This is a genomic window from Gracilibacillus caseinilyticus (assembly GCF_022919115.1).
Taxonomy (GTDB): domain Bacteria; phylum Bacillota; class Bacilli; order Bacillales; family Amphibacillaceae; genus Gracilibacillus; species Gracilibacillus caseinilyticus.
Map to the genome: position 1 here is coordinate 936414 of NZ_CP095072.1, position 13458 is coordinate 949871.

Here is a 13458-nt window from a genome sequence, read left to right on the forward strand (position 1 = left end):
TTATCGACTTCTATTTTATTTAAACAATAAAAAAAGCGTTTCTCTATTGAAAATCGCTTGTCGGTTACTTATTATTTATATATAATGGTGGAGCCTAGCGGGATCGAACCGCTGACCTCCTGCGTGCAAAGCAGGCGCTCTCCCAGCTGAGCTAAGGCCCCAAAAGTGGTGAGCCATGGAGGATTCGAACCTCCGACCCTCTGATTAAAAGTCAGATGCTCTACCAACTGAGCTAATGGCTCTTACTTTTTATTGATATAGTACACAGTGCAAAAAATGCACAAATAAAAATGGCTGGGCTAGCTGGATTCGAACCAGCGCATGACGGTACCAAAAACCGTTGCCTTACCGCTTGGCTATAGCCCACCAATAAAATGAAAAAGTGTACAAAAATAGTATATACACTTAATAACTTTTTATACAATGGTGGAGGGAGTAGGACTCGAACCTACGAACCCGATGGGAGCGGATTTACAGTCCGCCGCGTTTGGCCAACTTCGCTATCCCTCCATGTATCTATATGAACTTGACTGGTGCCGGCCAGAGGACTTGAACCCCCAACCTACTGATTACAAGTCAGTTGCTCTACCAATTGAGCTAGACCGGCTAATGGTGGAGGATGCAGGGCTCGAACCTGCGACCCCTTGCTTGTAAGGCAAGTGCTCTCCCAGCTGAGCTAATCCTCCATTTAAAAGGATTTATACTTTCCTAAAAGTTAAGTGGTATTTATGGTGACCCGTACGGGATTCGAACCCGTGTTACCGCCGTGAAAGGGCGGTGTCTTAACCACTTGACCAACGGGCCAATACAATATGTCATAAAAATAGCAGAGCTTCCAGCCGGACTTGAACCGGCGACCCCTTCCTTACCATGGAAGTGCTCTACCGAACTGAGCTATGGAAGCATATGGCTCCACAGGTAGGATTCGAACCTACGACCGATCGGTTAACAGCCGATTGCTCTACCACTGAGCTACTGTGGAATACTATTCATCTGGCTGCTTCTCAAAGCTGTAAAAATTACATAGCCTGGCAACGTCCTACTCTTGCAGGGGCGCGAGCCCCAACTACCATGGGCGCTGAAGAGCTTAACTGCTGTGTTCGGCATGGGAACAGGTGTGACCTCTTCGCTATCGCTACCAGACCAACAAGGATGTTGGTCGATCGATGTTGTCACATGGATGTGACGATTTTAATCGATCATCCTATATTATTACATGGGTTTGCACCCTGAAAACTAGATAAGACAAGAGACAGACATCAACGAACCGTTGCACATCAGAAACATTTGTATAGATAAGTCCTCGATCTATTAGTATTCGTCAGCTTCACATGTCACCATGCTTCCACCTCGAACCTATCAACCTCATCGTCTCTGAGGGATCTTACTCACTTACGTGATGGGAAGTCTCATCTTGAGGGGGGCTTCATGCTTAGATGCTTTCAGCACTTATCCCTTCCACACGTAGCTACCCAGCGATGCTCTTGGCAGAACAACTGGTGCACCAGCGGTGTGTCCATCCCGGTCCTCTCGTACTAAGGACAGCTCCTCTCAAACTTCCAACGCCCACGACGGATAGGGACCGAACTGTCTCACGACGTTCTGAACCCAGCTCGCGTACCGCTTTAATGGGCGAACAGCCCAACCCTTGGGACCGACTACAGCCCCAGGATGCGATGAGCCGACATCGAGGTGCCAAACCTCCCCGTCGATGTGGACTCTTGGGGGAGATAAGCCTGTTATCCCCGGGGTAGCTTTTATCCGTTGAGCGACGGCCCTTCCATTCGGTACCGCCGGATCACTAAGCCCGACTTTCGTCCCTGCTCGACTTGTAGGTCTCGCAGTCAAGCTCCCTTCTGCCTTTGCACTCTGCGAATGATTTCCAACCATTCTGAGGGAACCTTTGGGCGCCTCCGTTACATTTTAGGAGGCGACCGCCCCAGTCAAACTGCCCACCTGACACTGTCTCCGAACCGGATCACGGTTCTGGGTTAGAAGGTCAATACAGCCAGGGTGGTATCCCACCGGCGCCTCCACGTAAGCTAGCGCTCACGTATCTCAGGCTCCCACCTATCCTGTACAAGCTGTACCAACATTCAATATCAGGCTACAGTAAAGCTCCACGGGGTCTTTCCGTCCTGTCGCGGGTAATGCGCATCTTCACGCATAGTATAATTTCACCGGGTCTCTCGTTGAGACAGTGCCCAAGTCGTTGCACCTTTCGTGCGGGTCGGAACTTACCCGACAAGGAATTTCGCTACCTTAGGACCGTTATAGTTACGGCCGCCGTTTACTGGGGCTTCGGTTCAACGCTTCGCTAATGCTAACGCATCCCCTTAACCTTCCAGCACCGGGCAGGTGTCAGCCCCTATACTTCGCCTTACGGCTTCGCAGAGACCTGTGTTTTTGCTAAACAGTCGCTTGGGCCTTTTCACTGCGGCTTCTCGCAAAAGAAGCACCCCTTCTCCCGAAGTTACGGGGTCATTTTGCCGAGTTCCTTAACGAGAGTTCTCCCGATCACCTTAGGATTCTCTCCTCGCCTACCTGTGTCGGTTTGCGGTACGGGCACCCTTTTCCTTGCTAGAGGCTTTTCTTGGCAGCGTGAAATCCGGAACTTCGGTACTATATTTCCCTCCTGATCACAGCTTGTGATTGCCAGACGGATTTGCCTATCTGACTCACTTACTGCTTCAACGCACACATCCAGTGGTGCGCATTCCTTATCCTTCTGCGTCCCCCCATCACTCAAACGGAATTGGGTGGTACAGGAATATCAACCTGTTGTCCATCGCCTACGCCTTTCGGCCTCGGCTTAGGCCCCGACTAACCCTGAGCGGACGAGCCTTCCTCAGGAAACCTTAGGCATTCGGTGAAGAAGATTCTCACTTCTTTTTCGCTACTCATACCGGCATTCTCACTTCTAAGCGCTCCACCAGTCCTCACGGTCTGACTTCGCTGCACTTAGAACGCTCTCCTACCATTGATCGTAGATCAATCCGTAGCTTCGGTGATACGTTTAGCCCCGGTATATTTTCGGCGCAGCGTCACTCGACCAGTGAGCTATTACGCACTCTTTAAATGATGGCTGCTTCTAAGCCAACATCCTGGTTGTCTATGCAACGCCACATCCTTTTCCACTTAACGTATACTTTGGGACCTTAGCTGACGGTCTGGGCTGTTTCCCTTTCGACTATGAACCTTATCACCCATAGTCTGACTCCCAAGGTAATATGATTGGCATTCGGAGTTTGACTGAATTCGGTAACCCGGTAAGGGCCCCTAGTCCAATCAGTGCTCTACCTCCAACATACATGCCTTGAGGCTAGCCCTAAAGCTATTTCGGAGAGAACCAGCTATCTCCGTGTTCGATTGGCATTTCACCCCTACCCACACCTCATCCCCGCACTTTTCAACGTGCGTGGGTTCGGGCCTCCAGTCAGTGTTACCTGACCTTCACCCTGGACATGGGTAGATCACACGGTTTCGGGTCTACGACCACCTACTAAAACGCCCTGTTCAGACTCGCTTTCGCTGCGGCTCCGTGTCTTCCACTTAACCTTGCAGGGGATCGTAACTCGCCGGTCCATTCTACAAAAGGTACGCCGTCACCCATAAAAGGGCTCCGACTACTTGTAGGCACACGGTTTCAGGTTCTCTTTCACTCCCCTCCCGGGGTGCTTTTCACCTTTCCCTCACGGTACTGGTTCACTATCGGTCACTAGGGAGTATTTAGCCTTGGGAGATGGTCCTCCCGGATTCCGACGGAATTTCACGTGTTCCGCCGTACTCAGGATCCACTCCGGAGGAAACACATTTTCGACTACAGGATTGTTACCTTCTATGATGGGCCTTTCCAGACCACTTCGTCTAATGTATTTCTTTGTAACTCCAAAGGAGTGTCCTACAACCCCAAAAAGCAAGCTTTTTGGTTTGGGCTAATTCCGTTTCGCTCGCCGCTACTCGGGAAATCGCGTTTGCTTTCTCTTCCTCCGGGTACTGAGATGTTTCAGTTCCCCGGGTCTGCCTCATTTATCCTATGGATTCAGATAAATGTTCTACTCCATGACGAGCAGAGGGTTTCCCCATTCGGAAATTCTCGGATCAAGGCCTACGTACGGCTCCCCGAGACATATCGGTGTTTGTCCCGTCCTTCATCGGCTCCTAGTGCCAAGGCATCCACCGTGCGCCCTTCTTCACTTAACTATACTTACTTTATTCCAATGAAAAGCGAGTTGGTTATTGTTTGATGTCTTGTCATCAGTTTCGTTTCCACAGCTGTCAAGCAGTTGCTTCCACGTCCTGATTACTCTTATCTAGTTTTCAAGGTACATTAAATTAAAATGGTGGAGCCTAGCGGGATCGAACCGCTGACCTCCTGCGTGCAAAGCAGGCGCTCTCCCAGCTGAGCTAAGGCCCCAAATTTAGAATGGTGGGCCTGAGTGGACTCGAACCACCGACCTCACGCTTATCAGGCGTGCGCTCTAACCAGCTGAGCTACAGGCCCATTCTAATGAGTGTATGATATTGAGAGGCAGATTGATCTCTCAAAACTGAACCAAACAACCAAGTATGATTTGTCACCTTGTAAAAGGTGTTCCGTAATATGTCCAGCTACAGCACCCAGCGCCTAGCAAACTTCCTTCACCTCCGTACGATAAGTCAACATCAACTCACAAAAGTTCGTTGTGTTTCCTTTATCTCCTTCGGTTCAGTCCAGTTTGTACGTCGCTAAACGGGTGCTTTCGCCTTTCTATTAATCCTTAGAAAGGAGGTGATCCAGCCGCACCTTCCGATACGGCTACCTTGTTACGACTTCACCCCAATCATTGGCCCCACCTTCGGCGGCTGGCTCCAAAGGTTACCCCACCGACTTCGGGTGTTGCCAACTCTCGTGGTGTGACGGGCGGTGTGTACAAGGCCCGGGAACGTATTCACCGTGGCATGCTGATCCACGATTACTAGCGATTCCGGCTTCATGCAGGCGAGTTGCAGCCTGCAATCCGAACTGAGAATGGTTTTATGGGATTTGCTTGACCTCGCGGTTTCGCTGCCCTCTGTACCATCCATTGTAGCACGTGTGTAGCCCAGGTCATAAGGGGCATGATGATTTGACGTCATCCCCACCTTCCTCCGGTTTGTCACCGGCAGTCACCTTAGAGTGCCCAACTTAATGCTGGCAACTAAGATCAAGGGTTGCGCTCGTTGCGGGACTTAACCCAACATCTCACGACACGAGCTGACGACAACCATGCACCACCTGTCATTCGGTCCCCGAAGGGAACTCCCTATCTCTAGGGACATCCGAAGATGTCAAGACCTGGTAAGGTTCTTCGCGTTGCTTCGAATTAAACCACATGCTCCACCGCTTGTGCGGGCCCCCGTCAATTCTTTTGAGTTTCAGCCTTGCGGCCGTACTCCCCAGGCGGAGTGCTTAATGCGTTAACTGCAGCACTAAGGGGCGGAAACCCCCTAACACCTAGCACTCATCGTTTACGGCGTGGACTACCAGGGTATCTAATCCTGTTCGCTCCCCACGCTTTCGCACCTCAGCGTCAGTTACAGACCAGAGAGTCGCCTTCGCCACTGGTGTTCCTCCACATATCTACGCATTTCACCGCTACACGTGGAATTCCACTCTCCTCTTCTGCACTCAAGTTCCCCAGTTTCCAATGACCGCTTGCGGTTGAGCCGCAAGATTTCACATCAGACTTAAGAAACCGCCTACGCGCGCTTTACGCCCAATAATTCCGGACAACGCTTGCCCCCTACGTATTACCGCGGCTGCTGGCACGTAGTTAGCCGGGGCTTCCTCGATAGGTACCGTCAAGGTGCCGCCCTGTTTGAACGGCACTTGTTCTTCCCTAACAACAGAACTTTACGATCCGAAAACCTTCTTCGTTCACGCGGCGTTGCTCCGTCAGACTTTCGTCCATTGCGGAAGATTCCCTACTGCTGCCTCCCGTAGGAGTCTGGGCCGTGTCTCAGTCCCAGTGTGGCCGATCACCCTCTCAGGTCGGCTACGCATCGTTGCCTTGGTGAGCCGTTACCTCACCAACTAGCTAATGCGCCGCGGGCCCATCTGTAAGTGATAGCCAGAGGCCATCTTTCAACATTCCTTCATGCGAAGCAATGTATTATCCGGTATTAGCCCCGGTTTCCCGGGGTTATCCCAATCTTACAGGCAGGTTGCCCACGTGTTACTCACCCGTCCGCCGCTCGTTCCACTAACGTCCTCCCGAAGGATTCAGTTAGCTTCCCGCGCTCGACTTGCATGTATTAGGCACGCCGCCAGCGTTCGTCCTGAGCCAAGATCAAACTCTCAATAAAGTTGACTTGCGCTCGCTTCTATAAGCTAGCTTGTTTATTAATTCATACTGGTTGTTTTGTTCAGTTTTCAAAGATCAATTTTAATGTCGTTTTTTGCGACGAAACTTAATATAACATGAATAAAAAGGTAAGTCAATAACTTTTTTAAATGTTTATTTTTTTGTCCGTGTCTCAATGACGACAAGAAATAATATACCATATACTTTTTTACTCAGCAAGTCTTTTTTTGATTTTTTTCAAAAAAATATACTATATCTCATCTGTCTAACTGAAAAGATATAGTATAGCGTATGTTATTCAATTTTGACTTTTTTCGGAATGTACTTCTTCACTTCCTCTTCACCGGCCACTCGTGTATACAATTGAAAGATTACTTTGTACCTTTCGCGCATTGCTTGTTTAACCATAGTATCTATTCGATGGTCCTCTAAATCAAATAACAGCTCTTCAAGTTCTCTTTTAATGACATATTGTAATTCTTGTTGTTCCTTATTATTAATTAGTAAACCTAACATTGGAATCCCCCTATCGAAATATAAGGTTTATATTAATCTCCCCAATAACTAATTGTTATATTCCACTTTCCTTCAAAATTAAACATAATTAGACATCATATTTATGGAATAGCATTCATAAGATGTTAAAGACAAGCCCAGCATAATGGAGGGAAAAAGATGAGACGTTTATATGTAATAGATATGAAAAAGCAAAAGAAAGCATTTATTATTATCCCTATTGCCTTATTTGTTGCCCTGTTTTTATTTTTGGAATCCAATTACACACCAACTGTCTTTTCCAATCAGGAAAATCCACGGGCTTTAAATACTGGTAGTTCTCAGAATGCGTCTGTCGCGTTAACCTTTAATATCAGCCACGGAAACGAACAGGTAATTCCCATTCTGGATAGACTTAAATCCGAAGGTGTACGGGCCACCTTCTTTGTCAGCGGTGAATGGGCAGAGCGTCATCCGGATATTTTGGAAAAAATCGCAGAGAATGAACATGAAATTGGAATGCTCGGATACCAATATAAATCCTACGTTGACCAGGATATTGAAGAAGTACGTAAAGACCTTCAGAAAGCAAAGGAAACATTTAGTAAATTAGGTTATGAAGATGTCTACTTATTAAGAGCACCAAACGGTCATCTAAATGAGGAAATTATTAATGTTGCAGAAAAACAAGGATTAAAGGTTATTCATTGGAGTGTGAACCCGAACGATTGGAAGAATCCTGGCACAGATAAAATCACTAATCACATATTAAATAATCTTAATAATGGAGATATTATTCTGTTGCATGCTTCCGATACCGTCAAACAAACAGAGCAGGCTTTGGAAATTGTCATTCCTGAAATCAAAAAAGATAAAAAATTACTTACAATTTCCGAATTAATTACTTTAGCAGAGACATCCCAGGAAGAACTGAAATCTAAAAAGAAATAGACCATCTGCGGTCTATTTCTTTTTAGTTAAACGGTGCAGTATCAGCAATTGATATGTATTACATAAAATTAACGGGATAATCATCAACCAGGCATAATCACCATTATTAGTACGTAAGCCTGGCACCCATTCGATTGATGTAATCACGATCATAAAAAACAAGGCAGGAATAAATGCTCGTTTATTTGTCTCTTTTGCCTTACGTCTCGCTACAATTAAACTGAAAATTAATAAAGCAACGGCAGTTAAGATAAATATGATGATGCTGCCATTCTCCATTCTTTGATATCGAAAATATACTAAATCAAATAAAGCAAATATAATTAGTCCTATTTGAATTGTTGGCCAATAGCTGCGAAATATGCCTAACGCAAATTGATTAACGGTTAAATATGCGAAGAAACCCATTTGACTAATTAAACTGAAAACAAACCCAAGTGTGACAAAGAATACTAATAATCCCAATATTTCAAACCAATTAAACGGATTCAAATATTCAGCATAAACACTTGATTTAACGAAGAAACTCACAAGAAGCGTGGAAACGCCTCCTAAAAGTAACGTAGAAAAAAACAATCGAACAACATCGCGACTTTTCAAAACAAAATCCTCCTACTATCCAATCTAATTATGTATTTTACCATGAACTTTAGTTTTTTTCGCTTCTCATACATATTAATTATAAATGACTCCATATTATAAATACAGCTTATTTTTATAAGAAAGGTAGCGGTAAACATGAACCGATTGATATATATCGCCATCATTACACTTCTTTTCCTAGTTGGGTGTGGTGGCGGATCTGAATCCTCCGGCGGCGAGGAAAACGGTAATTACGAAGGTACAAAAAAAATGGTTGCCGATATATTGAAGACAGACGAAGGTAAAAAAGCAATTACAGATGTGCTTGCAAGTGATGATATGCAACAGACCTATGTCATTGATGCACAAATTGTCAAAGATGCTGTCACAGAAACCTTATCTTCCGACAAAGGGAAGGAATTTTGGACGAAAATGTTTAAAGACCCTAAATTTGTCGAATCCTTTGCTTCTGCATTACAGGAGAAACAAGAAGATGTGACAAAAAAATTAATGAGTGATCCTGAGTATCAAAAGAAATTAATGGAAGTGCTCAGTAATCCTGAAATGGAGAAACAAACATTGACACTTCTGAAAAGCCAGCAATTCAGAGAGCATTTACAAACAGTAATGGAAGAAACTTTTTCATCACCAGTATTTCAAGCGACCATATCTGACTTGCTCTTAGAAGCTGCCAAGCAGATGGAATCTCAATCTGGCAGCAGTGGTAGCGGGCAGTCCGATGAAAAATCAGGACAAGGATCTGGAGATTCAGGAAGTCAACAGGGAGAAGAGCAAAGCGGCGGGGGCCAAGGATAAGTAAAGCCCAAGCGTCCGTTTGAATGGAAAAGAAAAAAGGGAGCTACAACAATTTGTGAGCTCCCTTTCTCTATTTAAAATTGCTCAAGAATTTGCTTTGCCACTTCCAGGTATTCCTGACCATTTGGGTGGTTTTCTTGATATACAGACGGTGCAAATACACCTTCTTCTTCAAATGGCTGCTGTAACGAAAGGCGGCCAATTACTCCTGTGTCCAGTACTTCGGCCAACTTGTCGCCTCCACCTTTACCAAATACATATTCTTTCTCACCAGTTACTTGACTCTCAAAAAAGGACATGTTCTCAATGACACCGAGAATCTCATGTTCTGTATTAATCGCCATTTGACCAGCACGAGCAGCAACAAATGCTGCCGTTGGATGTGGTGTCGTTACAATCAGTTCTTTCGAAGAAGGTATCATGTTATGAAGATCAAGTGCAACGTCACCAGTTCCAGGTGGTAAATCTAATAATAAGAAGTCAAGGTCTCCCCATTCAACCTCTTTAAAGAAGCTTGTCAACATTTTACCCAGACGTGGTCCTCTCCAAATGACAGGAGAATTATCTTCGACAAAGAAGCCCATTGACATAATCTTTACACCAAACCGTTCCACCGGGATGATTTTATTACCTCTAAGCTTCGGTCGTTCTTCTACTCCCATCATATCAGGAACACTAAAACCATAAATATCCGCATCAATAATGCCTACTTTCTTGCCTAAACGCGCTAAAGCAACAGCCGTATTGACGGTCACTGTTGACTTCCCAACGCCACCTTTACCACTTGCAACAGCTAAAAAGTTGGTTTTGGAATCCTTGCTAAGCAGTGAAGGATCTTCCTCCTTCGTTGGCTGAAATTTTTCAATTACCTCATCCGGCAATTGACTGAATCGAAGTCCAACCGTTGCCGCTCCTAGTTCCTTTAACGCACCAACCAATTCCTGTTGAAGTTGCATTTGTTCTGCTGTATTCGTTTTCGCAATAGCGAGTTTGACACTAACGTGATTCTTATCTTCTTTAATGGTTACTTCCTCAATACCATTCGTTTCTTTAAATGTTTTATGCAAGAATGGATCTTTCATTTTCTGTAAAAGCTCCACGACAGTTTGTTCCGTTAGCAAAATAGGTCACCTCATTTTTATCTAATTGATCCTATTTGCTAGTATAACATAAACGATCGATGAAAACAGACGACAAACACTGTACCATCAATCATTGCTCGGATCTTCTGTCACATATTGCAACATTCCTTTGTATATACTGGCAGCCATTTTTTGCTGATAGTTCGTAGATTTCAACAATTCCTTTTCTTCTTCATTGGAAAGAAACCCAATTTCAACTAGAGCGCCAGGTATTTCACTGTACTTCAGCAAGTATATTTGATTCAACGCAAGTGCTTCCCGATTGGTATTCTCCAGATTACGGCGAATCTCAGATTGAATAGATTTAGCCAACATTTCATTCTGTTCACGTCCGGGATAAAAGAAGGTTTGTGCGCCTTTCCACTGTCGAGCCGCTAGCGCATTGAGATGAATACTCAGAAAGAGATCTGCTTTTTTCTCCTTGATAAATGCGACACGTTGTTGAATGTCCTCTGTTTTTCTTCTTGATAAGCCTTTTGTGCCGTCTTGGGCTAAATCATAATCACCCTCTCTTGTCATATAGACGACGGCACCAGCTTGTTGCAAATAATCGCGGACCATGTTCGACACACTGAGCGCTATTTCTTTCTCCTGTGTATCATCAGAACCTTCTGCCCCTCCATCTGCTCCACCATGTCCTGGATCGAGGACTATCGTTGTGCCAGCTAACGGCAACGACCACGTCTGCCACGAATCCATCGTTCGTTGCATCGGGTACTGCATCAGAATAATCAATAAAAATAAGCCAATTAACCAGATCATTACTTTCATTTTCTTCGACATCCGCTTATCCCCCTATAGTTATCCTGTAATCACTATATGGGACAGGCCTGCAAGTTATGCCTACTTGATTTATTTATTTTTCTATATCTTTCTTCGAATGAAGCCCAGCCCTAACAAAAGTTAGTTTACATAGTTTACATAGTTTACATAGTCTTTTTCTTACTGCGGACAAATAACCACTGGGATCCCAATAAACCTACAAGGATAACGACACCAATCAAATCGGTCAGTAAATTATTCTGGATAAACAAAAGTGCTGTGATCAACACTAATAGCCGTTCATACCAATGATACCGGCGAAGCAGCCAATTTTGAATAAAGGAGGCAAATGCGACCATCCCGATCGTTGCTGTAAATATCGCCCAGACCATTTGATACCACGTTGCATCTGTGAGCAGTAAGATAGTCGGATTGAGCGTAAAAACAAACGGTAGTAATATAGCTGCTGAATCATACTTAAAGCCTTGCAGCCCTGTCTTCACCGGACCTGCCTTTGCAATTCCTGCTGTCGCATACGCCGGCAAATTAATGGGAGGTGTATCATCAGCTAACACGCCATAATATAAGACAAATAAATGAGCAATTAGCACATGGACTCCCATATCTGTTAAGACCGGTGCTACGACCGCCGCTAGCACCACATACGTAGCGGTAGTAGGTAATCCAAGCCCTAACAGAAGACAAGCAAATACCGTTAAAACCAGTGCAAAATATAGCTGTGTATTGTCTGTCACTAAAAAGGACGGTAATGCATCCGTTAAGGTGGCACTGAAATCAATGACGATCCTCGTGAATTTCGTTGACAGTCCCGATGTTGTAATGACCCCGATCAAAATACCTGCCGTAGCACAGGCAACAATGATCGATAAAGCGTTTCTTGCGGCTGTTTCGAATCCATCTAGTATTCGCTTTACATGAAACGTTTCCACTGGAGCAGGTAATTCTTTTCTTTTTTGAACAAAACCGAATACAAGAGCCAGTCCTGTACTGATAAGAATCAGCATGACTAATTCTGGTTTCCATCTGATCGTTTCCACTGTAAAGAAGTCGATATAAAATAAGCTGTTCAATGCATAAAGACCTTGATTAAGCGGCCCAATCAAGTATTGCAGTAAAAAAGTCGCCACGATAAATAAAGCAGCCCACATACTTGTACGACCCAAACGGTTAGCAAAACGCGGAACAAACATCGCCAGCACAAGTAAGACAATAATCGAAAAGAACGCTGAGTTATTCACAGACACCCGCTGATACACTAAAAAATAGAGAAGGACGAGAATCGGAAGCAGCAGGTAACCTTGTCTCCATAACAATTGCCGCCCGGAAGCTAACTGATCACGCTCCATACCGGTGATGCCGTGCTTACTTGCTTCAAAATGAACCATAAATAAGATACCAATATACGCTAGTAATGCCGGTATAAGGGCGCTTTGAATAATTTGATAGTATGGAATTCCCGTAAATTCCACCATAATAAAAGCGGCAGCTCCCATAATGGGTGGCAAAAACTGTCCACTGGAGGAAGCAGCTACTTCCACGCCGCCTGCAACATGCGGCTTAAATCCCACCTTTTTCATTAAAGGAATAGTAAACGTACCCGTTGTAACAGCGTTGGCTGTCGAGCTGCCGGAGATACTCCCCATCATACCGCTAGCAACGACACTTGCCTTTGCTGGTCCACCTTTGAATCGTCCGAACATCCGTAATGCCAGATCGATAAACATTTTTCCCGCACCAGTGGATTCCAAAATGGCTCCGAACAAAATAAAGATAAATACAAATTGTGCCGAGGCATAAATAGGCGTACCAAATAAGCCATTATTGCGATAGGTAATCTCATATACAAACCGTTCAAAGTCACCTCTTGTATGATGAAACGAACCTGGCATAAACTCCCCAAGAAAGAAATAAGCAATAAATACAAGCGCAATGATGACAAGTGGTTTGCCTACAACTCGCCTCGTTGCTTCTAATACAAGTACTATTAACAAAAGCCCTACTAATAAATCAAGGTCAGTTGGTCGCCCTGACATAATCGACGTTGCTGTCTGTTTTTGAATGAGATAGACACCTGCCGCAAGTGACAGGAGTGCCAATACGCTATCATACCAAGGGATGCTTGCTTGTCTCAGTCCTTTTTTAACAGGGAAAATTAAATAGACTAACACTAGTCCCAATGTTAAGTGTAAAATCAAAAACGTCTTAGAACCGATTCCCGGTAACCCAAACCCTGCTACATACAAATGAAAAGCAGACAGAGCGACGCTGATCATCAGCACGAATAGTGCCCAGCCTTTGCGCAGATTCCGGTCACTACCCTCCAGCTCTTGCAACATTTGCCTCTGATTGTCCTCCATATTCCA

7 protein-coding genes, 11 tRNA genes and 3 rRNA genes are annotated in these 13458 nt (G+C 44.9%); 2 read left to right on the forward strand and 19 right to left on the reverse strand.

The window, feature by feature from the left end; translation table 11 throughout:
• Positions 1 to 85: 85 nt before the first annotated feature.
• From MUN88_RS04460 to MUN88_RS04530, 15 genes are all read right to left on the reverse strand, one after another.
• Positions 86 to 161, reverse strand: a tRNA-Ala gene (locus tag MUN88_RS04460).
• Positions 162 to 166: 5 nt separating this feature from the next.
• Positions 167 to 242 (reverse strand) — tRNA-Lys (locus MUN88_RS04465).
• 49 nt (positions 243 to 291) lie between these two features.
• Positions 292 to 366: transfer RNA gene (locus tag MUN88_RS04470), tRNA-Gln, on the reverse strand.
• Between the two features lie 58 nt (positions 367 to 424).
• Positions 425 to 510 (reverse strand) — tRNA-Tyr (locus MUN88_RS04475).
• A 21-nt stretch (positions 511 to 531) separates the two neighbouring features.
• Positions 532 to 607, reverse strand: a tRNA-Thr gene (locus MUN88_RS04480).
• Positions 608 to 610: 3 nt separating this feature from the next.
• A tRNA-Val gene (locus MUN88_RS04485) sits at positions 611 to 686 on the reverse strand.
• A 43-nt stretch (positions 687 to 729) separates the two neighbouring features.
• Positions 730 to 804: transfer RNA gene (locus tag MUN88_RS04490), tRNA-Glu, on the reverse strand.
• Between the two features lie 26 nt (positions 805 to 830).
• Positions 831 to 904 (reverse strand) — tRNA-Thr (locus MUN88_RS04495).
• Positions 905 to 907: 3 nt separating this feature from the next.
• Positions 908 to 982 (reverse strand) — tRNA-Asn (locus MUN88_RS04500).
• A 44-nt stretch (positions 983 to 1026) separates the two neighbouring features.
• Positions 1027 to 1143 (reverse strand): 5S ribosomal RNA (gene rrf / locus MUN88_RS04505).
• Positions 1144 to 1291: 148 nt separating this feature from the next.
• Positions 1292 to 4203, reverse strand: a 23S ribosomal RNA gene (locus MUN88_RS04510).
• 138 nt (positions 4204 to 4341) lie between these two features.
• Positions 4342 to 4417 (reverse strand) — tRNA-Ala (locus MUN88_RS04515).
• A gap of 10 nt (positions 4418 to 4427) precedes the next feature.
• Positions 4428 to 4504 (reverse strand) — tRNA-Ile (locus MUN88_RS04520).
• Between the two features lie 260 nt (positions 4505 to 4764).
• Positions 4765 to 6327 (reverse strand): 16S ribosomal RNA (locus tag MUN88_RS04525).
• Together the 16S, 23S and 5S rRNA genes with 11 tRNA genes alongside form the textbook arrangement of a ribosomal RNA operon.
• Before the next feature lie 293 nt (positions 6328 to 6620).
• Positions 6621 to 6842, reverse strand: a complete 222-nt coding sequence (locus MUN88_RS04530; protein WP_244721361.1) for a hypothetical protein — start codon at positions 6840 to 6842, stop codon at positions 6621 to 6623.
• A gap of 159 nt (positions 6843 to 7001) precedes the next feature.
• On the opposite strand from MUN88_RS04530, the gene MUN88_RS04535 reads away from it, so the two are divergent.
• Positions 7002 to 7772, forward strand: coding sequence for a polysaccharide deacetylase family protein (locus tag MUN88_RS04535; RefSeq protein ID WP_244721364.1), 771 nt, complete (start codon positions 7002 to 7004; stop codon positions 7770 to 7772).
• 12 nt (positions 7773 to 7784) lie between these two features.
• Here the strand turns inward: MUN88_RS04535 and MUN88_RS04540 are convergent, their stop codons facing one another.
• Complete coding sequence (locus MUN88_RS04540; protein ID WP_244721367.1) at positions 7785 to 8372, reverse strand: KinB-signaling pathway activation protein; 588 nt, start codon at positions 8370 to 8372, stop codon at positions 7785 to 7787.
• A 138-nt stretch (positions 8373 to 8510) separates the two neighbouring features.
• Between MUN88_RS04540 and gerD the strand changes: the two genes are divergently transcribed.
• Positions 8511 to 9170: a spore germination lipoprotein GerD gene (gerD, locus tag MUN88_RS04545; protein WP_244721369.1), complete on the forward strand. Its 660-nt coding sequence runs from the start codon at positions 8511 to 8513 to the stop codon at positions 9168 to 9170.
• A gap of 74 nt (positions 9171 to 9244) precedes the next feature.
• On the opposite strand, the gene salA is transcribed toward gerD, so the two are convergent.
• The 3 genes from salA to MUN88_RS04560 all read right to left on the reverse strand — a co-directional run bounded on the left by salA (position 9245) and on the right by MUN88_RS04560 (position 13452).
• A complete protein-coding gene (gene salA / locus MUN88_RS04550; protein ID WP_244721377.1) occupies positions 9245 to 10291 on the reverse strand; it encodes an iron-sulfur carrier protein/transcriptional regulator SalA in 1047 nt (348 codons plus the stop codon).
• Between the two features lie 87 nt (positions 10292 to 10378).
• Entirely contained in the window at positions 10379 to 11095 is a 717-nt protein-coding gene (cwlD, locus tag MUN88_RS04555; RefSeq protein WP_244721378.1) for an N-acetylmuramoyl-L-alanine amidase CwlD, read from the reverse strand.
• 143 nt (positions 11096 to 11238) lie between these two features.
• Positions 11239 to 13452: a TRAP transporter permease gene (locus MUN88_RS04560; RefSeq protein ID WP_244721379.1), complete on the reverse strand. Its 2214-nt coding sequence runs from the start codon at positions 13450 to 13452 to the stop codon at positions 11239 to 11241.
• Positions 13453 to 13458: the final 6 nt, after the last annotated feature.